The following is a 20249-nucleotide window of genomic DNA, read 5'->3' as shown; positions in this document are numbered from 1 at the left end:
TGATGGGCCAGTCTTACAAACTCCTTTTAATCCTATAGCGGTTAGAAAGACTAACGTCTAGAGTATGGAATCGACTCAACGAATCGAGGCCGTGTATCGAGCATCAGCTAAAAGTTGCTGAATTAAGCGACGTCAAAATTTCCGTAATCCATATAACGCTGGTAACGTTTTTCAAGAAGCGTCTCGATAGACTCTTCAGCAAGCTTTGACAGTTGAATGTTCAAGGCCTGTTTCAAGCTTGCGGCCGCTTCTTTAGGGTTGCGGTGGGCGCCTCCCTGCGGTTCTGGAATAATATGGTCGACCAGACCAAGAGACTTAAGGCGCGGAGCGGTAATGCCAAGCGCCTCGGCGGCATCCTTGGCGTTGGCCGCGTTTTTCCATAATATTGAAGCACAGCCCTCTGGAGAGATAACCGAGTAGGTGCTGTACTGCATCATCATGGTCACGTCACCAACGCCAATCGCCAAGGCACCACCAGAACCGCCCTCTCCAATGACAGTACAAACAATTGGAACCTTAAGCTCGGCCATTTCAATCAAGTTGCGTGCAATGGCTTCACTTTGACCTCGCTCTTCGGCATCGATTCCAGGGTAAGCGCCCGGCGTGTCGATAAAGGTCACAATGGGCAAGTTAAAACGTTCTGCCATTTTCATCAGGCGCAGAGCCTTGCGGTAACCTTCCGGGCGTGGCATGCCGAAATTTCGTTTGATTTTTTCTTTGGTGTCACGACCTTTTTCCTGGCCGATGACCATCACCGACTGACCATCCAGTCTCGCTAGGCCCGCTACGATTGCGTAATCATCGGCAAAAGCACGATCACCATGCAACTCTTTAAAGTCGGTGAAAATTTCTTTGATGTAATCCAGTGTGTAGGGCCTTTGAGAGTGTCTGGCAACCTGAGCCACCTGAACATCCGTCAGGCTTTTGAAAATCGATTCGGTTAGATTTTTATTCTTGGTTTCCAAGGCGGCAATTTCATGCAATAAATCCATATCGCCGCCATCTAGGTGACGAAGCTCATCAATTTTGGCTTCTAGTTCAGCAATAGGCTGCTCAAAATCTAAAAAATCTAATTTCATTCTCAAATTCCATCATTGGTTGTATGAATATTTACGATATTCTAACAAACTTCGTTTTCAAGTGCTCTATATGACTGGGCTTTATGTCTTATTTTTTTCTACGGACGAACATCCAGAAATTTATACAAAAACTAAGCCTAAGTTATAAGCCGATTATTTATTTGATATAATGCGGCGCTTTAAATTTCTAGTAGACGGTTGATTGCGTTGTTTTAACGTCCCGTCTTTATAATTATAATTTTATAAAATCAGGAAAAGTAAAATGAAGAAATCATCCGTCATGCTGACCACGGCATTACTTTCAAGCGCCCTATGCACCAGCGCCTTTGCCGACGAGTTTGGTTTAAAAGGAGCCGGTGAGATCGGCTACACCAATACCACCGGTAACACCGAGAGCACAGCCGTTTATGGTGCGCTTAAACTGGACTATATTCAGAAGGTCTATGAATTCAAATCGGCCTTTGAGGTCAGCAACAAATCTGAAGATGGTGACCAAACCCAAGAACGTTATGTCGCCGATTTGCAGTACAACCGCTTTTATAACGAGAGCAAAAACTATTACAGTTTTGTTCAGGCGCGATTCGAACAGGACAAGTTCGCGGACATTGATCTGGATTCCCTGTTCTCAATCGGTCTAGGTAAAACCTTTATTAAAGATGAGGTTACGTTGTTAAGAGGTGAAGCTGGTATCGGTTACCAGTCCACCGATTACACTACTTCGGATGACACCTCCCAGGCGATTGGGCGCCTGAAAGGTGATTACAGCTATAAATTCAATGAACACGTCAAATTCACCCAAGATGCCATTCTTTACGCTGGGGCTGAGCAGACCAAGATTGAAACCAATACGGGAATCAAAGTCAAAATGGCCGACAGTCTGAGCATGAAAGCAACCTATCAGTACCGCAGCAACAGCGATCCGGCACCGGGCATTAAGAAAGATGACACACAAACCATCATTACTTTGATGTACGACTTCTAGTCTTGGATTTGATCGGGAGACCTCTCCCGCTTTGTTGTATCGATATAAAAAAGCCCTCGATTAATGAGGGCTTTTTGTTTGCAGTTGTCAGTACGGGTTTATTCAGTCGCTAAAACAGTTCAGTCGTTAAACCAGGCCTGCTTGACTTCCCTGACTTTGTTATAGATTTTCAATAGTTGCTGATGCCTGTCGGACTGTTTGAAAACGTCTAATGCCAAGGGTTCACCGAAAAATAGCTCTTCCCCCTGGATGTTAAGCCAGACCTTCTGGGCCAGTTCAGTACCGAAGAGTTGCTCTGCAGAAAATGAGCAGGCCTGTTCATTGATAAGCATTTCCAGGCTGAATTCAAATGCTTTATAACGCGTGCCCCATTCGCTGGTCGGGTCAATAAAGAATAAAGATTCCTGAATGGAGTCCAATGCCGTCTCATAGTCTTTCGCTGCCAGCGCCAGCCAAAATCTGAAATCACTGACTTTCATTTGCCCCCAGTAACTGCCGGGGTCGGGCATTAAACCGACCAAAGAAGCGATCCCTTGATGTTCACTTAGACCCAGCGAATCGAACCACTCCAAAAGTTCTGCGAAGTCACAGTCGGGATGGATTGAAAGTACAATCTCCCTGAGTTCTCGCCCGATATTTTGATTGCTTTCAACCAGTTCCTGGCATGGATAGATTTCAGACAGGCCGGGAACAATGATGCGACAGGCCGGTAAGTCATAATGCTCATAGGCTGCCACATAGACATCGCTTCCGAGATCAACCACTAGCTTGACCAGTTGCTCCCACTGTTGCTGGGTGCTGCCTGAAAAATCCCAATGGTGGAATTCAAAGTCCGCCTCTTGACTGATGAAACGGGCATGAATCAAGCCGCTGGAGTCAATGAAATGGTTTTCGATGTTTTCATCCTCAGCCACCGCCTGTTCGTCAAAAACAGGTGTCTGGAAGCCGTCCAGCTGGCCGAGTTGTCTGCCCTGCAGTGATTCTGTAAGCGTTCTTTCCAGAGCCACTTCGAAAATTGGGTGGGCGCCGAATGACGCAAAACACCGCCCACTCTTCTGCTCAAACAGAGTGACATTGATAACCGGATAGTGCCCGCCAAGGGACGCGTCTCGAACAGAGACTTCAATGCCCTCTTGCTTCAGGGATTCAATCGCTTGTACAACAGTGTTAAATTGACCGATGATGGTTTGCGGCACCTCCGGCAGGCAGAGATTTTCCCGCATGATTTTATTTTTTACCCAGCGTTCAAATACTTCGGAGAGCCCCTGAACTTGCGCTTCCAGCAGGGTATTGCCGGCAGACAGGCCGTTGCTTGCATAGAGGTTGCTCAACAAACTCATGGGGAAATAAGCGGTTTGGCGACTGTGTTCAGCCACCAATGGCAGGCCGCGCACCACTTGATTGCTGTCGTTCAAACTGAGCAGATCCTCGGGCTGATAAGCCTGATCCGCATCATAAAACGTCCATAGGTGTTCAGGCAAACAACTCCTGAATTCGACCGGATCCACCTGCTTTTCGTTCGGGTAATATAGCCAAGTCTGCTTGGTTTCGTGACGGTCGTTTTCCAACCAGTAATCGGAAAAAAAGTAATTGGTAGACAGACGTTCAATGAATTCGCCTAAGGCGCTGGCTAAGGTCGCTTTTCGACTGGTGCCTTTTCCGTTTGTAAACAGGCCTGGGCAGTTACGATCATAGATGTGTACCGAATACACATTAGGAACGGGGTTTAGCCAAGAGGCCTCCACAATATCAAAGCCCGCGTCTTTTAAAATGGACTGCATCCGTTCTATTGAGGTTTCCAGGCAGGCGTCCTTGCCTTTGATGTAGGTTAATTCACTCATTGAATAAAATCTCTAGCTTAATCACTTAAGAATGATGGGGTTTATAAAGGGTGGAAATATCTTATATTTCAATAAATTATTTTGATATTTCCGTTTCGCGAAAGCAGTAGAATGGAAGTGTCTAGCCATGCCGTCAAGGAGACAATTATGAAAGACACTTCAAATCGCTTTATGTTTACTTTTGGCAGTAGCCTTATGCTGTTTACATCAACCGTCTTTGCTGAACCACATCCGGGTAAGGCTTTGCATGATAAAGCAGACTGCATGAAATGTCATGCAGCAAAGCCTTACGACCCTCAGAAAACAACGGATTACCCGAAGCTGGTTAAAGCCGTCGAGTTTTGCAATAACAACTTAAATACGGGCTTCTGGGAAGAGGAAGTTGAGCAGTTAGCCGACTACCTCAACCAGGAATACTATCATTTTGAAAAGCCCTAAAACGTTCTGATCACCAGAGCATCAAATAAAGCAGCGCGTTCTAGCGTGCTGCTTTTAAAATTTTGTTTTAATCGTTTGAACTTTATGGCTTATTTTGTCGCCTACTTTTATAACTTTAATATTAATTAGCGTTTGAATTGCGTTAACTTCTCTCTTAAACGTTGCAACTCGTCTGCCTCTGCTTTTTCCAGCCCCTCTTCATAGAGCTGGTCCTGCGCATCTTCTACAATTTTATCAATCGCTTCAATCGCAAAGTAGTGGCGGCTTGAATGCCCTATTTCTTCCCAATTTCTAGGTTTTGCGCGCCACAAAGATTCCAATAGTTGGTCTTTTTGGAACAGTTCTAATGCTGCATTAAGGGCCTTGTTCAGCGGCGCCACAGCTTCAAAAGCCATCAATGGCCTTCCGTAGTCACCATAAAAGCTTTTACGGTGCAGAATGGCCAATTCAAATGCGGGCAACATTGCTTTCAAACCCGCGCTTTGTGCTTCCCTTTCGGCTCTTTGCAGTCTTTCAACGGTAAGCATAGGCGCATCGGATTTCCATCGTCCAAACACAATATAAACATTATTGCGTTCAACAAAATAATGCTTACCGTCATCCAATTTCATCACCTGACTTTTGGGAACGATGTACTCGAGTTGCTTGGTATCCAATTTGGTCGTATCTTGCCAGATCTCCCAGCCGGAACCTAAGCCCTGATCTTGGGTATTTTTGCTGATCGGGACGCAGGAAGAACCATAGTCGTGGCCTTCAACGTAATCCTGAACCGCTATCTGAAAATCCCCTTTTTGAGTAATGGCGGTGACTTGACCGACAATGAAAGCGTCGTCTTTGATGTTGGCCTGAGGAAAGGCCACAAACACGGTTTCGCCAAGCGAGAACGACTGGGCATGGGCCCCGCTAGCGGTCAGCACTAAACTTAAAGTGAGCAAACTTGAGGAAAGCAGTTTTAATACTTTGAAATTAAAATTCTTGATCTTGCGAAGCACGAAGAGAATCCTCTTAATATTTATCGATTTTGTTCTTTGTCGGTTTTAACGGTTAATACATCGCATGTGGCATTGTGCAACACGCTATCGGTGGTCGACCCCAGCAGTCTCTGCCAGCCTCTAAGCCCGTGCCTGCCCATCACTATCAACTCAATGGCATGCTGATCGGAAAAACGAAGAATTTCATCCTCTGGAATCCCGTTGACCAAGTGGGCCCGATGTTCGGACAGACCGTGCTGGCTTAAAAGCTTATTCAGGTTCTGATGGGCATTTTGCATAATCGTTTCGGTCAGCTCCGGATCCCAGACACCCGGCAAGCCGGTCACTGCGACATCTTCAAGAACCGGATAAGTGGGAACATCGACCACATGAATAACATCCAACGTTGCATTGTAAAAACCGGCAAGTTGGATTGCACGAGCCAAAGCCTGACTACTGTGATCTGAAAAATCGACTGCGACTAAAATACTTTGATAATGATGCATAACCAACCTCTTCCTTTAAAATTCCATGTTTTTTATTCACAAATACTGTGGATAAAAGTGTGTGTAAGCAATGGTCAAATCAAAAAAAATCAATAAAGTCTTAAACTTCTGCTTAGTTGCCTATTTTATAGGCATTCAACACTTTTGCAGGACTAACTGGCTTTGTTTCGTCGGCGCTGTTCAATCGTCTCAGCCACATTGTTTCGCAAATAAAGAGGCAATGGCACCTGATCTTCGATAAATTTTGCCGTTTCGGTCTTCATGCTGGCTAATAATGCGATGGATTCTGCCGTTGGCAAACTGTCATGCCAGTTTTCGAATAGTTCACTGAGTTTAGGATAAGCTTCGCGAACATCACCATATCCCCGATAGGCGTTTAAATCGGTTAGGGCCTGTAACTGACTTTTACTCTGTTCTTCGGAGAGCAGGCTGACTTCGGAGGCTTGCCAGTGCCCGTCCTGAGGATAATAAACTCCGGTCTGAAGGTAGACTTCATGCATGCGCGCATCCATCATGGCAGCCCATTTAATGGGCCTACAAGCCTGCTCATTTTCGGGTTTGATGAGCTTATGATATACCATGGCTTCAAGGGACGAAATGCCAATGACGGGTTTGTTCCAGCCCAATGCCAATCCTTGAATAACACCGGCGGCAATACGAATTCCGGTGAAGGCTCCCGGCCCTTCGCCATAAGCCAAATAGTCGATCTGCTCGGACGATAAGCCTAGGGTATTCAGCACTTCATCAATCATCGGCAACACCCGTTGCGCATGTTTTTGTGGCAAGAGTTCGAATATCTGAGTGGTCTTGCCTTGATGCAATACACTCACTGAACAAGCCTGAGTGGAGGTCTCTATGGCTAAAATGGTCTTCATGTTTTTAAGGTCCTGATTCCGTAAAATAAGCGGAGGTATGTTGCTGGGATTGATTAAACTGTTTTTATCTCTTCTGTAACCTGGCCGTTCGTCTTTAATTTAGCAATCGCTTTATTCGCATCGTATACCCAGGGAAAATCCGGCAGACTGTCGCGGATGACGGTTCCATATTGCTTGCTGCTTAGACGGGGATCGCAAAGCATCAACACCCCACTGTCTTCGGTATCACGAATCAAACGCCCCGCCCCTTGTTTCATGGCAATGACGGCTTCCGGCAATTGAAAGTTTATAAAGCCGTTCAAGCCTTTTTCTTTCAAATAAGCTTCCCTCGCCTGAACGATGGGATCGTCAGGAGGCGCGAATGGAATTCGGTCAATCACCACGAGCCTCAAGGCTTCTCCTTTGACGTCGACACCTTCCCAAAAGCTGCTTGTACCAAGTAGAATCACCTTATCACAGAGTTTGAATTGATTCAGCAAGGTTAATTTGGGCAGCTCACCCTGAACCAGCAGTTTGCCATCCCAATGTTGTTTCAAAATCGCATAGGCCTCTTGCAGGGCCCGGTGGCTCGTAAATAGCATGAATGCCCGCCCTTCGCTGGCTTTCAATAATGGCCAAGCGGCACGTAAGCAGATTTTGATATAGTCGGGGTTACGGGGTTCGGGCAGCCCAATCGGATGATATATCAGGCCTTGTTTGGGGTAATCGAATGGGCTGGGCCACGTGGCCGTTTTAGCCTCAGCCAAGCCTAAACGGTTGGCAAAGTAATCGAACTTGTTACGCACACTCAATGTAGCAGAAGTGAATAGCCATGCGCCGCCAATTTGCTCTCTTTGGCGGCTGAACGCATTGGCGACGCTTAAAGGGGTTAAATTCAATTTAAAGCGAGCTTGCGAGGATTCAATCCAACGTATTTTGTTTTCAGATTGGCTGGCATTCCATTCGGCTAACTGTGACTCAATATCCTTGGCGCGTTTGTAGACCGCGTTTAACTGTTTGCCGCGTTCAACAATCACTTTCAGGCTTTCAACCAGAAAACCGACTTGGTTGATCAGTTTTTTCATTTCAGCCTGAAACAAGGCTTCTTTTTCGAGTTGCTCCCACGTCCAGCGCTTTTCCCACTTTCCAAGAGTGTCATTGAGGCTTTTGATCTTTTCATCAAACCCCGAACACAGGTCAGAAATCTCTTGGCTGTCGGGTGATTCGGTTTTTTGAGCGTGTCGAATATCCCGGGTCAATTCCTCAAGCTGTCCACGGCTGATGGTGAAACCCAAAAACTGTGCGGCGATATCCGGCAATTGGTGCGCTTCGTCAAAAATGTAGACATCCGCATCGGGAAGCAACTCACCAAACCCTTGCTCACGCAAGGATAAATCGGCACAAAAAAGGTGATGATTCACAACCAGAATCTGAGCTTCAGAGGCCTGTTCTTTGACCTTAGGGTAAAAACAACCCGATTCTGACAAACACTCAGCGGCTTGGCAAAACTCAAGTCTGGCAGTGACCTTGCGCCAAATGGCATCGTTTTCAGGGACGTGCTCGAGTTCAGCCCGGTCGCCCTGCAGGGTCTTTTCCGACCAATCTCGAATCAATGCCAATTTTTTCCAGTCTTCCCGGCTGTGCTGTTCGGTTGTTTCGGCGATTTCCAAGCGTTGAGGGCAGAGGTAATTGTCGCGCCCTTTGAGCAGTCTGGCTTTGCCTTTGACTCCGCAGGCTTTCAACAAGGTAGGCAAATCTTTTTGAATGAGTTGTTCTTGCAGGGTTTTGGTTGCAGTTGAAATAATGATTTGTTTACCGGATAGCAGTGCCGGAACCAAGTAAGCGAAGGTCTTTCCGGTACCGGTTCCGGCTTCAGCTAATAAGGTCTCATCGCTCTCAATTAGCTGCTGCACCTCATGCGCCATGTCCAGCTGTGACTGTCTGGGACTATAGCCCTCAACCAGTTCAGAAAGCGCACCGGACTCGCCCATAACGTGCTCAATGGTTTTAGGTTCTGATTTTGTGTGTGCAACCATTTAGGGAGCGGCCTTTGAGAGTGAAATTTGGAAAGTGATTATACTGAATCACGCTGAGTATTTTGAATTTCTATTCGCCAAAACGGGAGTTTATATATTTCGTTTTGGTCCGTCATAAAACGCAAAAAAACAGAACGTAGTTCAATTTCCCTCGTCAATTCCATCATTTTTTGCTTGAGAACGGTAAATAATGGTCATTATTTCAATGTTTATAAGGCTTTTGACTGGACAATACCATTAGAAAGCAGTAACATACGCGCTTCAAATTTGAGCTAAAACCGAATCGGTTTTGATTATCTGACCATAATTATGGGATTGTAAAAATGAAAATTTTATCATCATTAAAATCTGCAAAAACACGTCATAAAGACTGTCAAGTTGTGAAGCGTCGCGGTAAAGTCTACGTAATCAACAAAACTAATCCAAAGTTTAAAGCACGTCAGCGTTAAAAGACGACTTTAACCACGGAAATAAAAAGGCGCACTGATCATGCGCCTTTTTTGTGTCTGAAATCTTTATTGTTTGACGGCAAACTTTTCTTGATCCACTTTATTGATTGTCTCGACAATCAGATCGGTATCCACTTTTCCGATAAAGTAATCCGCGCCCATCGCCAAAACTTCCCGGCTGTTATTTTCACTGGTCATAGAGGTATGCACAATAATCGGCAATTGGCGAGTTCTTGGGTTGGCTTTCAGTTCTTTTATGACAGTATGTCCAGAAGCGACCGGCATCTCCAGATCGGTGAAAACCATTGAAATACCGTCCAGGTTTTCTAGCGAATTGATATGATCGAGTAGCAAACGGCCATTATCAAAACTTTTATATTTAAGATTGAGCTGGTCGAAAACCATTCCCATGTATTTTTGAATCGCCTGGCTGTCTTCGGCAAACAAGACGGTTTTCTCGTAGATGCGCGGACTGAAGGTGTGTTGGTCTTCTTGGATGTCTTTGGCCGATGCGAAAATCTTTTCTGCCATGGTTGGCATGGCCTCAATGAGCAATTTCTCGATGTCCAGAATAAAACAAAGCGTTTCACTGTTTTCCAGATAGGTATGGTTGATGATTTGATTGGTGTTGACGTCCACTTTGTAGTTGCCGGCAGGATGAATATTGGCCCAATCTTTCTCTTCCACTCCATGGATATGAGATACCCGCAAACCGACAAAATTATGACTGAAATCGGCGACGATGATGATGGATTTTTCTCGTTCCTCTTCAGTCATTTCAAACCCCATCCATTTTGGCAGGTCAATCACCGGAAGATAAACGCCACGAAGTTCGATCATGCCTTCCACAAGCGAGTTGGCATCGGGAATCTCGGACACTTCATAAGCCCGGGCTTCCAACACCTCGCGAACCTTGAAGACGTTCATACCATAATAAGGCGGTTGTGAATCTCCGCGAGGAAACTGAACCTGAAAAATCATCAGGCTCAACTGGTTGTTTTTACTCAGTTGCGCTGTTTTTTCAACTTGTTCTAGTGTTGTACTCATGTTTTTAACCTTACTGGTAATAGGATTGAAGCAAACGCTTGTATATCGGTAAGCCTAAGGATATACAGGTTTCTAAATTTAGTAAATAAGCCAATTAACATTTACAGCGACTTGTATGGAATTCTAGCAGGCCTGTCTATTTAAACGGACAAAAAGTTCTTAATTGGCTTGAAGGATTTCCGGTACCCCTCAATCATACCGTGTTCCTCTATGGCCTTGAGGTGTTTAACGGTAGGATAGCCTTTATGCTGCGCAAAACCGTAGTGAGGATACAGCTGATCTAATTTGTCCATTTGCTGATCTCGATAAACCTTAGCCAGAATTGAGGCGGCACTGATTTCAGCAATTTTACCGTCTCCTTTGACGATCGCCTGACAAGGACAATCTATAGGTGGGCAGCGATTTCCGTCTACCAATACTTGCCAAGTGTTTTCAGATTGACACATAACTTGTTCAATGGCCCTTTTCATTGCCAACATGGTGGCATTAAGAATATTCAGCTCGTCGATCTCTTCGGGTGAAGCGCAACCGATGGCGTAAGCTACCGCTTCTTCTCTTATCATTTGGTCAAGCTCAATGCGTTTGCGTTCGCTGAGTTTCTTGGAATCGGCCAAAGGAAGGGAGCATCCATCCGGCAAAATCACGGCTGCGGCAACCACGTCACCGATCAGCGGCCCCCTTCCCACTTCATCCACACCGATTACGAAGGAATGAGGGACATTGGAATCCTGTTCCGGAAAATCGAACAAGTCCGTCTGTTGACCATTCATGGCAGATTTGCCCAATCAATAATGGCAGCGGCCGCCAATTCAGACGCATTTTGCTTTAATGATCTGTGCTGTTGCTCAAACGCTTTAAGCTGTTTTTCGCGCAAGCCGTTGTCCACAACCAAGCGGCCAAGATGCAAAGCGATTTTGTCGGCTGAGGCCTCCTCTTGAATCAGTTCAGTCACAATGGATTCACCTGCAAGGATGTTAGGCAGCCCAATCCATTGGGTGGTCGCCAGCTTCTTCATAATCCAGTACGAGATTGGATGGATTTTAATGGCGATGACCATGGGACGTTTCATCAAAGCGCACTCAAGTGTTGCAGTACCGGATGTGACAATCACTTGATCGCAAGCCTCCAGCACAGTCCTTGATTGTTGGTCAAACAGGTAGACGCGGGCATTTTCAGCATATTCTTGAACGGATTTCTGAATGCGCGTTTTAGCGACGGCATTAACACATGGCACAATGAAAATCATATCCGGATAAATGAGTGCTAATTTGGCGGCAGCCTGCATATAAAGGTCAGCCATGGACTCAATTTCGCTGAGACGCGAACCAGGCAATATGGCTGTGATTTGTTTTCCGGATTCAGGAAGATTGAGTTTTTTGCGTGCTGAAATTGTATCGGGAACAAGTGGGAACTGATGCGCCAAAGGGTGGCCAACAAATTTAACGGGAATGCCGTAACGGTGATAATAATCGGGTTCAAAAGGAAACAGAACCAGCACGCCATCCACATACTGCTTGATTTTTTTTAAGCGCTTTTCCCGCCAACCCCACACCGAAGGCCCGACATAGTGAACACTGGTAATCGAACTTTGTCTTAAAGTGGCTTCAATTTTAAAATTGAAATCCGGTGCGTCAATGCCGATGAACACATCAGGCTTGAGCAAAAGCAGTTTTTTTATCAATCGCTTACGGATTCTAAGCAGTTCAGGAAGATGTTTGAGCACCTCAAAAAAGCCCATGACGGATAATTTTTCCATAGGCTCCCAGCTTTCAAACCCCTGTGCGAGCATTTTGGGCCCGCCAATGCCAACAAAACGTGCATCGGGATAGTGTTTTTTTAGGCTGATGATCAGATCGGCGCCCAAAGTGTCTCCAGACGCTTCTCCTGCCACCATCGCGATGACCGGGGCAGGATGTTTTTCTAAGGCGCTTGAAGCATCCATTTTGATTTTAACGGACGATGCCACGGTTTGATGTTTCGAGGAAGTGGATCAGTGAACCCAGGGTGTTTAATTCATCATTCAACTCGCGCAACTCTTCAATCGCCGTCGACAACCTATTCCCCGTACGGTATAAATTCCGGTAGGCCTTTTTGATGAGCTGAATTTGTTCTGAAGTAAAACCGCGACGTTTTAATCCTTCCAGATTGATTCCCCTTGGATTGGCGAGGTTGCCGGATACCACCACGAAATTAGGAACATCCTGGTTGATGACGCTGCCCATGCCGCAGAAACTGTGGGCACCGATCTGGCAGAACTGATGTACCAAGGTGTATCCGCCCAAAATCGCCCAGTCATTGACCAGAACATGTCCCGCCAGAGCCGTGGCGTTGGCGAAAATACAATGGCTGCCAATGACACAATCGTGCGCGATATGCACACCTGCCATTATCCAATTGTCATCGCCAATACAGGTTTCACCACGATCCTGGACCGTTCCACGGTTAATGGTTACATTCTCTCTGAAAGTATTGCCGTCTCCAATTACTAAAGAAGTGGGTTCACCAGCGTATTTTTTGTCTTGGGGCGCGGCGCCGATACTTCCAAATTGGAAAAAATGATTGTTTTTTCCAATCACCGTTGGTCCCTGAATGACCACATGGGATTCTAAAACGGTGCCTTCATCAATGGTCACTTCACCCTCAATCACACAGTAAGGACCGATTTGAACGCCCTCTGCGATATTGGCAAGTGGATCAATAATTGCTGTTGAGTGAATCAATGTTTAAACCTTTCTTTCAGCACATAACAGGTCAGCAGAAGCGATGACTTTTCCGTCTACTTTAGTTACGCATTCGAATTTCCAGATGCCACGTTTGTTGCCAAGGGTTTTCACTTCAAAATCCAAACGGTCACCAGGTACGGCAGGCTGTCTAAAACGGCAATTGTCCACCGCGGCTAAATAATACATTGATGTGCCGTCAGGTTTGACCCCTTGGCTTCTAAATGCAAGGATTCCAGTGCATTGCGCCATGGCTTCAATGATCATGACTCCCGGCATAATTGGATTATTGGGAAAGTGACCAGTAAACTGAGGTTCGTTAAAAGTTACATTTTTATAGGCTTTTAAGGATTCGCCACTTACAAAATCCGTCACTCGGTCAACCAACAAAAACGGGTAACGATGAGGTAAATATTCAAAAATTTCTTTGACTTCCATCATGTTTTTAATATCCAAAGTTATCAATCATAATTATCAGAATCTGTTAATCAGTCTGCTTTTCTTGTAATGTATTAAGCTCTTTTTGGAGAGCCTTTATTTGTTTAGCCATCTTATCCAGTTGCCGTGAACGGACACTGTTTCTTTGCCACTCCCCTACCTCAATCGCTGGAAATCCAGCATAGACGCCAGGTTGCGTTAAATTATGAGTCACCCCGGCCTTGGCCAGAACATGGCTATTGTCAGCCACTTTCAGGTGGCCCGCGAACCCGGCTTGTCCGGCAACGGTGCAATGTTGTCCGAGTTGCGTGCTGCCCGCGAATCCAGCTTGTCCGGCAATAGCGCAGGCTTCACCTAACTGAACGTTATGTGCAATCTGTACTAGGTTGTCTATGATGCAGCCATCTTCAATGATCGTGTCCTCAATTGCACCACGATCAATGGTGCAATTATTTCCGATGGATACGCCACTGCCGATCCGAACCTTTCCTATTTGCGGGATTTTGATCCATTTTCCTTGGTGATTGGCCCATCCAAAGCCATCACCACCAATTACAGTTCCCGCTTCTATGGTAGTTTGATTGCCAATCGAGCAGTCATGCATAATCACGACATTGGGAGCGATATGGCAGCCTTCGCCAATATGCACACCGGCTTCAATAACGCAGCCCGGTCTGATGACCGTTGAATCGCCTATATGAACATCATCACCAATAAATACCTGCTCTCCAATGGAGACGCCCTGCCCGATTTTAGCCGAAGCAGAAACCATTGCACTGCGGGCAACCCCCGGTTCATATTGAGGCACCGGGTTTAGAAGTTGCGCCACCATGGCATAAACAAAATAAGGGTTTTCGACAATCAAGCAAGTTTGCCGACAGGAGGCGGCATACTGTGTCTTCAAAATGACAGCCGAAGCTTGGCAGGATTCTAGTTCTTTAATTCGTTTGCTGTCAGAAAGAAAACTGATATTTCCTTTTTTGGCTTTTAACAAGCTTGAAACCTGCATGATTTCAACATCAGCCGACCCCTTTAGGTCTATGCTAATGCCTGCGGATTCCAGTTGTTCAATTAAGGTGCTTAAATGCATTGCTTAGGCTTATTTGTTAAAGTCCGCACGTTGTTTTTGGCTGACTTGCTGCAGGTGTTTAAGTACATCTTGTGTCACGTCCAGACGGTTATTGGTGTAGGCAATGCCTTCATAAAGGATCAGATCAAATGCCTGCTGCTTTCCGATCGCTTTAATAGAGTCGTTCACCAACGTTTGAAGTTTTGCCAGTTCTTCGTTTCTTCTCAAGTTCAGCAACTCTTGTATATCATTGCGACGGCGTTGGATCTCACGGGTCATCATCGCCATTTCACGCTCTTTCGTCATCTGTTGGCTTTCACTCATAACGGCTTTATTTTTCTGATAATCGTTCTGCTTCTTTTCTAATTTGCTGGCTAAGGCTTTCAGTTCGGCCTGTTGCGGGGCAAATTCCTTCTCAAGATTCGCACTGGCATCTTTGGCTTGGGGTGCCTGCTCCAGCAATAGCGCGACATTCACAACCCCAAGTTTGACCGAGCTTTCAGCTTTTGCTGTTAAAGTAAGCGCCAATAAAAAAGCGGCTAAAACGAACTGTGAAATTTTAAACATGTATCCTTCCTGAATTGTTTCTAAATGCTGTGCTCGCCTTATGGCTTACAAAGGCACACCTAAATTAAATTGGAATGTCTGTAAATCGTCTTCATCGGTGTAGTTGATCGCCTTGGCCAAACTAAAAGACAGTGGCCCAACCGGGGTGATCCATGAGAAGCCGATACCGGTTGAAGTTCTCAGTTCACCGACGTCAAAGGAGGCCGAATCGTCAAATACATTACCTGCATCAAAGAACCAGCTGACACGCATATTACTGGAATCATCAACAAATGGCATTGGAAACACCAAGGCAGCGGTTGATACTGCACGTGAAGATCCGCCGATTGGACGATCACTTCCCTGGGTGTTGTAATCATACTTGTCACCCAATGAGTTGGGTTCAAAACCACGCACAGATCCAATACCGCCGGCATAGAAACGTTCGTAAAACGGCAGACGATCAAAACTGCCTAAACCGTCACCATAGGCCAAGCCCAGTTTGAGTTTCATTGTAAAGTTTTCTGATAGGGGATAATACCACTTTTCATCCATAAATAGCTTGTAAAAAGCGATATCGGAGGAAATTGGAGCGACCACCTGACCGGAAATACTGAAGGTCTGGCCCTTGCTGGGGAAGTAATAGGCGTTTTTAGTATCGTAAGTCCAACCCATGCTCATAATGGCAGAGGTGGAGTGATCGCTTTGTTCGTCAATAAAATCCGAACACACGGTAAACTCATTGGTGCAGATCAAAGTCTGATCGTTAAATTTTAATCCGTAATTGATTCGGCTGTATTCGCTTATTGGATAACCCAGAGAGAAACGAACCCCAAAATTGTTGGTGGTGTAATCCGATACCCCCAGCTCTTCTGCATCGATTTCACTCAGATAGAAGCCTGTTCCGAAACTCACACCATCGGCAGTGAAATAAGGATTAGTCATGCCGATGTCCGCTGATTTTCGCGCACTGGAGGTGTTAACTTTGAAATCCAGTTGATTGCCGCTCCCGATGAAATTACGCTCTGAGACCCCGATGTTAAAACTGACGCCGTCAAGCTGTGAATACCCGACCCCGGCCGTAAATGATCCGGTAGATTGCTCTTCTACTTTAACCACCAGGTCGATTTGATCGGCCGAAATGCGTTTGGTGTCAATATCAACCTTGGTGAAATAGCCAAGTCGGTTGAGTCGCGTTGTAGAACGTCTGACCTGTTTCAGTGAATAAGGCGCACTTTCAAGCTGGCGCATCTCACGTCGAATTACATAGTCTCGCGTTCGAGTATTACCCTCGATTTCAATACGGCGCACATAAACCCGTTCTTTAGGTTCGATATCAAACTTAACCGCCACCGTTCTGTTCTCTTTGTTCAATTCGGTATCGGGTTTGACCTCGGCATAAGCATAACCTTCTTCACTGAGACGATCACGAATGGCATTAAGGGTTGAGATGACTTCACTTCTTGAAAACAGGCTTTCGGTTTCAATGCTTTGAAGTGATTGAAGTTCCTCGGGTGATAAAAGCGTTTCACCGGTGAAACTCACACTTTCGACTGTGTACTGCGGACCTTCGGTCAGGTTGATGGTAATGAACACCTTTGTTTTATCGAGTGAAAGGCTCACTTGGGATGATCGAACTTGAAATTCGGCGAACCCTCTGTCCATATAATAAGATTTGATGACTTCCAAGTCAGACTGAAGTTTGGGTTTTGAATATTTGTCCCCATCTCCAAAACCAGCGGTTTCAGAAAGCATTAACAAAGACTTCAGACGGTCGTCGTTATAGGTGTCATTGCCGACTAGATGAATCGCGCCAATGGTGGCCGGTTCCCCTTCCTCTACTTGAATTTTTAGACCAACACGGTTACGAGGCAGGGTGTCGCTGACAATGCTGACTTCCGCAGCATAGTAACCTTGGTTTTGGTAGCGGCGCTTAAGGTCTACAATGACACGATCCAATTCAACCTGGTTGTATATACGGCCTTTCTTGATTCCCAGGGCTCCTAGCGCTTCCATGAAGTCATCGGTTTCAATTAAGGAGTTGCCTTCGATTTCAATTTCCGCAATGGATGGGCGTTCAACCACTTTAATAACCAGTATGCCCGGTTCACGCTGATATAAGGAGACATCCTGAAAAAAACCGGTTTTATAGAGTTTCTGAATGCTCTGCTGGATCATGGACTCATCCAGATTTTGACCGGCTGAAACAGGAAGGTAGCTATTGATAGTTTCGTAACCGATTCTCTGCGCACCCTCAACCTCGATTTTGTCGACCATAAATGCGTAACTGCTTCCAGCACTGCCCATCAGACCAAACAAAAGCCCATACATGGCAGCGTGTTTAAAATATTTATTTCTCATATCAACCATTTGTAATTCTTAAAATATCATTTGTTAACGCAAGAATCGTCAACCCTAAAATCAATATCAAACCCACTTTTTGCCCTGCCTGCATGAAAGCATCACTCACCGGCGAGCCTTTAACCATTTCGATAATATAGTAAACCAAATGCCCACCGTCCAAAACGGGGATCGGTAAAAGATTGAGCAGACCCAAACTCAAACTTAACAGTCCCAGCAGGCCAAGAAAAGCAATCAGGCCTGACTCAAGCGCCTGTCCGGAAAACTGGGCAATGCTTACTGGCCCGGATAAATTCTGCAATCCCACCTCACCGAATAACATTTTCTTAAGCATGCTATAGGTCATCATAACCAGTTCAAGGCTTTTGTCTAACCCAAGTTCGAGAGATTCAATGATGCCGTAGCGAACCGTGGTTGTATAATCGGCCAGGCGCGCTTGTGACACCTCGACTCCCACACCAAGGTAGCCCTGCTTTATACCTTCTGGAGACAGTTTATGTGAGAGTGTGACCGGAAGTGTAGTAGCTTGTCCATTTCTTAGCAGATGGATGATAACTGACTCATCCGGGAGCGCACGAACCGCCATCACCACGTCTTGCCAGTCCTGAATTTCAATCTGATTAATGGCAACAATTAAATCCCCGCGCTGTAGTCCCGCTTGGCCCGCAGGACTCTGCTCGGACAAGTCGCCAATAACGGCTGGCATAGGGATATTGATGGGTTGAAACCCAAGTGTTTGAAGCCAATTCTGAGAGGGATTGTCCAAATCCAAAGATGCCAGCGAAACATTTTGCAGAATGCGTTGTTGGGTCTCATTACCCATTGATTGCAGTGTCAGAGAGATCGAATCCTGATTGTTGACCAGTGACTTCAATAGCTTTTCACGCACATTTAGCCAGGTGGAGACCGTTTGATCGTCGACCTCTGTGACCAACCAGGCCTGCTGATTTTGCGGCAAGGCTTCAGCCAGTGCAGTGGACGGTACGGGTTGATCGAAAATAGGTTTGAGCCCGCTGACACCAATCAGGTAAGTGGCGGAGAAAACGAGCCAGGCAAAAATCAGATTCACCAAGGGGCCCGCTGCGACCACCGCAAAACGACGATAAACACTTTGGCGGTTAAAGGCTCGAGGTAAATCGGCGGAGGCCACCTCTCCTTCCGATTCGTCAACAAATTTAACATAGCCGCCCAATGGAATCAGACCAATTTGATATTCCGTCTCTGGGCCCTGGCGTTTCCAGATAGGCCGCCCAAAACCGATGGAAAAAGTGACGACTTTGATGTTAAACCAACGTGCCACCTGATAGTGGCCCCATTCATGAATGGTCACCAGAATGCCAATGACTAGGACAAAGCCGATTAAAGAAAGCAGAAAACTCATCACTGACGCACCACCAACTGCCAAAGAAGCAAAAAAAGCGGAACGGCGATTAGCAGACTGTCAATTCGGTCCAAAACCCCGCCATGCCCGGGCAAAATTGAGCCACTGTCCTTTAGGTTCGCCTGACGTTTGAGAACACTTTCGAACAGATCCCCCATCACTGAGAACATAGCGATTAAAGCGGCCGCTGCAGAGACGGCGAGCATAGGCCACTTAAGATCTGGCTGGAGCAAATACAAACCAGTAAAAGAAACCACGAAAGCCAGTAAAACGCCGCCGTAAACCCCTTCCCAGGTTTTACCAGGGCTGACGTATTGTGCCAGCTTTTTACGGCCAAATTTGCGTCCGCTGAAATAGGCGCCGGTATCGACCGCCCAAATGGTAAACAGGCTTAACAACAATAACTCAGCTGAGTACAGCGCCCTTAACTCGATCATGGCCACACAAAATAGATCGATAAACAACAGCCCTAATCCCAAGACTTTCCAGTTTGAGGAGGCACTTTTTTGTCCTTTGGCGCGCTGGAACCGCACCACGAAAACGGTCAACACCGCTACCTCAAACAATGTTAACAGCAGCACTGAGTTGAAGTTGGAAAACCAAATCCCCAAAACACTAGAGCCTAATACCGTTAGTACATAAATAATGCGGGGTAGCGAGCGAGTCAATCCGGCAAATCCGCTCCATTCCCAGGCTGCCATGACAGAAAGCGCCAGCATCAATCCGACCCAAACGGAGTCGGATGCAAAAAATAACGCCAAGATCGAGCCGATTGCCAATACCAGGGCGGTGATAATACGTTGCTTCAGCATGATTTCACCTGATCACCGGTTTTACCAAAACGTCTTTCTCTCTGAGAAAAAGAGAGGATGGCCTCATCAATTGAAGATTCATCAAAGTCGGGCCATAAAGTGGGCGTGAAAAAAAACTCGGTGTAGGCCATTTGCCAAATTAAAAAATTACTGATTCGTTGCTCTCCACCGGTTCGAATCAGCAGGTCGGGTTCGGGCAGACCTGCCAGACAGACATGTTGGCCCAACGCCTGCTCGTCAAGTTCAGAGATTGGGCTATGAGGATTCTTTTCTTGCCATTTCTTGACCGCTTCCACCACATCCCAGCGGCCGCCATAGTTGGCCGCGATATTCAGTACAAGGCCTACGTTATCAGCTGTTCGGCTCTCTGCCAGTTCGATATTGGCTTGAATTTCCTCACTGAACGCGGAACGATCTCCGATAATTTGAAGTTTAACGTTGTTTTCATCCAATTTTCCCACTTCACGTTGCAGAGCCTTGAGAAACAAGCCCATAAGCTTGTTGACCTCATCTTCTGGACGACGCCAGTTTTCAGTGCTGAAGGCAAATAAAGTAAGAGAGCGAACACCCAGTTCCGAACAGTGAGAGACCACACGCTTGACCGCATTCAAACCTTTCTGATGACCGATGAAACGAGGGAGAAGACGCTTTTTTGCCCAACGGCCGTTACCATCCATAATGATGGCGATATGTTGTGGAATACTTAGCTGTTGGTTTTT

General features: G+C 46.1%; 20 protein-coding genes. 3 read left to right on the top strand and 17 right to left on the bottom strand.

From position 1 onward, the window contains the following. Nucleotides 1-122: 122 nt before the first annotated feature. Nucleotides 123-1079 carry an acetyl-CoA carboxylase carboxyltransferase subunit alpha gene (locus B076_RS0106295; RefSeq protein WP_028486568.1) on the bottom strand — a complete coding sequence of 319 codons (957 nt, stop codon included), beginning with the start codon at nucleotides 1077-1079 and terminating at the stop codon, nucleotides 123-125. A 262-nt stretch (nucleotides 1080-1341) separates the two neighbouring features. Between B076_RS0106295 and B076_RS0106290 the strand changes: the two genes are divergently transcribed. Beyond that, nucleotides 1342-2061, top strand: coding sequence for a DUF481 domain-containing protein (locus B076_RS0106290; protein WP_028486567.1), 720 nt, complete (start codon nucleotides 1342-1344; stop codon nucleotides 2059-2061). 119 nt (nucleotides 2062-2180) lie between these two features. Here the strand turns inward: B076_RS0106290 and ycaO are convergent, their stop codons facing one another. Further along, the gene (ycaO, locus tag B076_RS0106285) at nucleotides 2181-3902 is read right to left on the bottom strand and encodes a 30S ribosomal protein S12 methylthiotransferase accessory factor YcaO (RefSeq protein WP_028486566.1); all 1722 of its coding nucleotides are present in this window, start codon (nucleotides 3900-3902) and stop codon (nucleotides 2181-2183) included. Between the two features lie 147 nt (nucleotides 3903-4049). Here ycaO and B076_RS12285 point away from each other — a divergent pair, with 147 nt between their 5' ends. Then, nucleotides 4050-4340 carry a hypothetical protein gene (locus B076_RS12285; protein ID WP_157753524.1) on the top strand — a complete coding sequence of 97 codons (291 nt, stop codon included), beginning with the start codon at nucleotides 4050-4052 and terminating at the stop codon, nucleotides 4338-4340. A 125-nt stretch (nucleotides 4341-4465) separates the two neighbouring features. Here the strand turns inward: B076_RS12285 and B076_RS0106275 are convergent, their stop codons facing one another. The 4 genes from B076_RS0106275 to B076_RS12280 form a co-directional block, all read right to left on the bottom strand. Beyond that, entirely contained in the window at nucleotides 4466-5332 is an 867-nt protein-coding gene (locus B076_RS0106275) for a hypothetical protein (protein WP_051347216.1), read from the bottom strand. 20 nt (nucleotides 5333-5352) lie between these two features. Further along, nucleotides 5353-5817, bottom strand: a complete 465-nt coding sequence (locus B076_RS0106270; protein ID WP_028486564.1) for a universal stress protein — start codon at nucleotides 5815-5817, stop codon at nucleotides 5353-5355. 152 nt (nucleotides 5818-5969) lie between these two features. Next, nucleotides 5970-6692 (bottom strand): tRNA (adenosine(37)-N6)-threonylcarbamoyltransferase complex dimerization subunit type 1 TsaB, encoded by a 723-nt coding sequence (gene tsaB / locus B076_RS0106265; RefSeq protein WP_028486563.1) that lies wholly within the window; start codon nucleotides 6690-6692, stop codon nucleotides 5970-5972. Between the two features lie 53 nt (nucleotides 6693-6745). Further along, nucleotides 6746-8707: an ATP-dependent DNA helicase gene (locus B076_RS12280; protein WP_051347215.1), complete on the bottom strand. Its 1962-nt coding sequence runs from the start codon at nucleotides 8705-8707 to the stop codon at nucleotides 6746-6748. A gap of 323 nt (nucleotides 8708-9030) precedes the next feature. On the opposite strand from B076_RS12280, the gene ykgO reads away from it, so the two are divergent. Then, a complete protein-coding gene (gene ykgO / locus B076_RS13155; protein ID WP_084205718.1) occupies nucleotides 9031-9156 on the top strand; it encodes a type B 50S ribosomal protein L36 in 126 nt (41 codons plus the stop codon). 66 nt (nucleotides 9157-9222) lie between these two features. Here ykgO and B076_RS0106255 read toward each other — a convergent pair whose 3' ends face one another. The 11 genes from B076_RS0106255 to uppS all read right to left on the bottom strand — a co-directional run bounded on the left by B076_RS0106255 (nucleotide 9223) and on the right by uppS (nucleotide 20207). After that, nucleotides 9223-10203: a chemotaxis protein gene (locus B076_RS0106255; RefSeq protein ID WP_028486562.1), complete on the bottom strand. Its 981-nt coding sequence runs from the start codon at nucleotides 10201-10203 to the stop codon at nucleotides 9223-9225. Between the two features lie 140 nt (nucleotides 10204-10343). Then, nucleotides 10344-10973 carry a ribonuclease HII gene (rnhB, locus tag B076_RS0106250; protein WP_028486561.1) on the bottom strand — a complete coding sequence of 210 codons (630 nt, stop codon included), beginning with the start codon at nucleotides 10971-10973 and terminating at the stop codon, nucleotides 10344-10346. Beyond that, on the bottom strand, nucleotides 10970-12169 hold the full coding sequence (lpxB, locus tag B076_RS0106245; RefSeq protein WP_245566331.1) for a lipid-A-disaccharide synthase: 1200 nt from the start codon (nucleotides 12167-12169) through the stop codon (nucleotides 10970-10972). Before lpxB ends, rnhB begins: the two co-directional genes overlap by 4 nt. Beyond that, nucleotides 12153-12923, bottom strand: a complete 771-nt coding sequence (gene lpxA, locus B076_RS0106240) for an acyl-ACP--UDP-N-acetylglucosamine O-acyltransferase (protein ID WP_028486559.1) — start codon at nucleotides 12921-12923, stop codon at nucleotides 12153-12155. Before lpxA ends, lpxB begins: the two co-directional genes overlap by 17 nt. Nucleotides 12924-12926: 3 nt before the next feature. Then, on the bottom strand, nucleotides 12927-13364 hold the full coding sequence (fabZ, locus tag B076_RS0106235; RefSeq protein ID WP_028486558.1) for a 3-hydroxyacyl-ACP dehydratase FabZ: 438 nt from the start codon (nucleotides 13362-13364) through the stop codon (nucleotides 12927-12929). A 43-nt stretch (nucleotides 13365-13407) separates the two neighbouring features. Continuing rightward, a complete protein-coding gene (gene lpxD, locus B076_RS0106230) occupies nucleotides 13408-14451 on the bottom strand; it encodes a UDP-3-O-(3-hydroxymyristoyl)glucosamine N-acyltransferase (RefSeq protein WP_028486557.1) in 1044 nt (347 codons plus the stop codon). Nucleotides 14452-14460: 9 nt separating this feature from the next. Next, nucleotides 14461-14997, bottom strand: a complete 537-nt coding sequence (locus B076_RS0106225) for an OmpH family outer membrane protein (protein ID WP_028486556.1) — start codon at nucleotides 14995-14997, stop codon at nucleotides 14461-14463. A gap of 45 nt (nucleotides 14998-15042) precedes the next feature. Beyond that, nucleotides 15043-17337 carry an outer membrane protein assembly factor BamA gene (gene bamA / locus B076_RS0106220; RefSeq protein ID WP_245566330.1) on the bottom strand — a complete coding sequence of 765 codons (2295 nt, stop codon included), beginning with the start codon at nucleotides 17335-17337 and terminating at the stop codon, nucleotides 15043-15045. Between the two features lies 1 nt (nucleotide 17338). Continuing rightward, complete coding sequence (rseP, locus tag B076_RS0106215) at nucleotides 17339-18718, bottom strand: RIP metalloprotease RseP (RefSeq protein WP_028486554.1); 1380 nt, start codon at nucleotides 18716-18718, stop codon at nucleotides 17339-17341. Next, complete coding sequence (locus B076_RS0106210) at nucleotides 18718-19530, bottom strand: phosphatidate cytidylyltransferase (RefSeq protein WP_028486553.1); 813 nt, start codon at nucleotides 19528-19530, stop codon at nucleotides 18718-18720. Before B076_RS0106210 ends, rseP begins: the two co-directional genes overlap by 1 nt. Then, the gene (uppS, locus tag B076_RS0106205) at nucleotides 19524-20207 is read right to left on the bottom strand and encodes a polyprenyl diphosphate synthase (protein WP_084205786.1); all 684 of its coding nucleotides are present in this window, start codon (nucleotides 20205-20207) and stop codon (nucleotides 19524-19526) included. Before uppS ends, B076_RS0106210 begins: the two co-directional genes overlap by 7 nt. Between the last annotated feature and the right edge of the window lie 42 nt (nucleotides 20208-20249).

The sequence above is a fragment of the Thiomicrorhabdus chilensis DSM 12352 genome (genome assembly GCF_000483485.1).
GTDB lineage: Bacteria > Pseudomonadota > Gammaproteobacteria > Thiomicrospirales > Thiomicrospiraceae > Thiomicrorhabdus > Thiomicrorhabdus chilensis.
Note: the sequence above shows the minus strand (reverse complement) of the source record. Positions and strands in the feature narration are given on the sequence as shown.

Coding starts and splice junctions, on each gene's coding strand:
- rseP (WP_028486554.1), bottom strand. CDS start 18,718: ATGAGTTTTCTGCTTTCTTTAATCGGCTTTGTCCTAGTCATTGGCATT.
- ycaO (WP_028486566.1), bottom strand. CDS start 3,902: ATGAGTGAATTAACCTACATCAAAGGCAAGGACGCCTGCCTGGAAACC.
- B076_RS0106255 (WP_028486562.1), bottom strand. CDS start 10,203: ATGAGTACAACACTAGAACAAGTTGAAAAAACAGCGCAACTGAGTAAA.
- B076_RS12280 (WP_051347215.1), bottom strand. CDS start 8,707: ATGGTTGCACACACAAAATCAGAACCTAAAACCATTGAGCACGTTATG.
- B076_RS0106210 (WP_028486553.1), bottom strand. CDS start 19,530: ATGCTGAAGCAACGTATTATCACCGCCCTGGTATTGGCAATCGGCTCG.
- fabZ (WP_028486558.1), bottom strand. CDS start 13,364: ATGATGGAAGTCAAAGAAATTTTTGAATATTTACCTCATCGTTACCCG.
- B076_RS12285 (WP_157753524.1), top strand. CDS start 4,050: ATGAAAGACACTTCAAATCGCTTTATGTTTACTTTTGGCAGTAGCCTT.
- lpxD (WP_028486557.1), bottom strand. CDS start 14,451: ATGCATTTAAGCACCTTAATTGAACAACTGGAATCCGCAGGCATTAGC.
- B076_RS0106290 (WP_028486567.1), top strand. CDS start 1,342: ATGAAGAAATCATCCGTCATGCTGACCACGGCATTACTTTCAAGCGCC.
- bamA (WP_245566330.1), bottom strand. CDS start 17,337: ATGAGAAATAAATATTTTAAACACGCTGCCATGTATGGGCTTTTGTTT.
- rnhB (WP_028486561.1), bottom strand. CDS start 10,973: ATGAATGGTCAACAGACGGACTTGTTCGATTTTCCGGAACAGGATTCC.
- ykgO (WP_084205718.1), top strand. CDS start 9,031: ATGAAAATTTTATCATCATTAAAATCTGCAAAAACACGTCATAAAGAC.
- B076_RS0106295 (WP_028486568.1), bottom strand. CDS start 1,079: ATGAAATTAGATTTTTTAGATTTTGAGCAGCCTATTGCTGAACTAGAA.
- B076_RS0106270 (WP_028486564.1), bottom strand. CDS start 5,817: ATGCATCATTATCAAAGTATTTTAGTCGCAGTCGATTTTTCAGATCAC.
- tsaB (WP_028486563.1), bottom strand. CDS start 6,692: ATGAAGACCATTTTAGCCATAGAGACCTCCACTCAGGCTTGTTCAGTG.
- B076_RS0106225 (WP_028486556.1), bottom strand. CDS start 14,997: ATGTTTAAAATTTCACAGTTCGTTTTAGCCGCTTTTTTATTGGCGCTT.
- uppS (WP_084205786.1), bottom strand. CDS start 20,207: ATGGATGGTAACGGCCGTTGGGCAAAAAAGCGTCTTCTCCCTCGTTTC.